The organism is Paenibacillus sp. P2(2022) (assembly GCF_029522175.1).
GTDB classification, from domain to species: Bacteria; Bacillota; Bacilli; order Paenibacillales; family Paenibacillaceae; genus Paenibacillus; species Paenibacillus polymyxa.
The window spans coordinates 1-656 of sequence record NZ_JAKWFI010000033.1; the positions used below are offsets into that span (position 1 = coordinate 1).

The 656-nt window shown below is 50.0% G+C and carries 2 tRNA genes and 2 rRNA genes; all 4 read right to left on the minus strand.

The features are described from left to right. Positions 1 to 202: ribosomal RNA gene (locus MMB75_RS26010) — 23S ribosomal RNA — on the minus strand; the annotation flags it as partial. 140 nt (positions 203 to 342) lie between these two features. Further along, a tRNA-Ala gene (locus MMB75_RS26015) sits at positions 343 to 418 on the minus strand. Positions 419 to 438: 20 nt separating this feature from the next. Then, positions 439 to 515: transfer RNA gene (locus MMB75_RS26020), tRNA-Ile, on the minus strand. 39 nt (positions 516 to 554) lie between these two features. Continuing rightward, positions 555 to 656 (minus strand): 5S ribosomal RNA (gene rrf / locus MMB75_RS26025); the annotation flags it as partial.

Genomic DNA, 656 nt, shown 5'->3' on the forward strand with positions numbered 1-656 from the left:
GTTTCAGTTCCCCTGGTCTGCCTCTCACTCACCTATGAATTCAATGAGTAGTGACTGTCGATGAAGACAGCCGGGTTTCCCCATTCGGACATCCCCGGATCAAAGCTTGCTTACAGCTCCCCGAGGCCTTATCGTTGTTCGCCACGTCCTTCGTCGGCTCCTGGCGCCTAGGCATCCTCCGTGTGCTCTTTGTAGCTTAACCTAGACTTTTCTTTCTTAAAAAGAAAATATCGATATATGCTACCTTTATTTCACTTGTTTACACAAGATCAGCTTAAAGGAATATTCTAAAACGCAATTTCGTTTCGGTATCCAGTTTTCAAGGTGCAATGATAAAACTATTGGTGGAGCCAAGCGGGATCGAACCGCTGACCTCCTGCGTGCAAGGCAGGCGCTCTCCCAGCTGAGCTATGGCCCCAAAAGAAAATATAAAATTTATGGTGGGCCCTAGTGGACTCGAACCACCGACCTCACCCTTATCAGGGGTGCGCTCTAACCAGCTGAGCTAAGGGCCCATAATAAACCACCAAAAAAAATTATTCTTTAGTGGTTGCGCTTGGCGGCGTCCTACTCTCCCAGGACCCTGCGGTCCAAGTACCATCGGCGCTGGAGGGCTTAACGGTCGTGTTCGGGATGGGTACGTGTGGAACCCCTCC